General features: G+C 50.1%; 1 protein-coding gene. It reads left to right on the top strand.

All coding sequences use genetic code 11. From position 1 onward, the window contains the following. Window positions 1-145: 145 nt before the first annotated feature. Window positions 146-353, top strand: a 208-nt coding sequence (locus tag ACYQ78_RS39350; protein WP_459806098.1) for a hypothetical protein, incomplete at its 3' end; no start/stop codon positions are given.

Below are 353 nucleotides of genomic sequence, written 5' to 3'. Positions count from 1 at the left end.
TGGATCTCGTCACCGAGATGGTGCCCGCCACCATCATGGCAAACACCACGGCGATGCCACAATGAAATGCCGTCCGCCACTCACATTTGAAAAACTGCACATGAAGTGCACCGTATCGGAAGATCGTGCCACGTACTCATGCAGCATGGAAGGCGGAATTGCGACGGTTAGCCTAAAGATGGACGCTACTAACAAGCCTTCTAGTGCTGAGGACAGCTTGAAGGTGCCAGGCGGGGTTTTTGATTGGTCGCATACTTTCAAAAATGGAGAGGAGATCCAAGTGCCAGGATTTCCACAGAAAATCATGGGTCATGAGGTGGAGGACATAGAGTTGATGTTTAAGATGTATGGTG

This window comes from Herbidospora sp. RD11066 (assembly GCF_054661255.1).
Note: the sequence above shows the minus strand (reverse complement) of the source record. Positions and strands in the feature narration are given on the sequence as shown.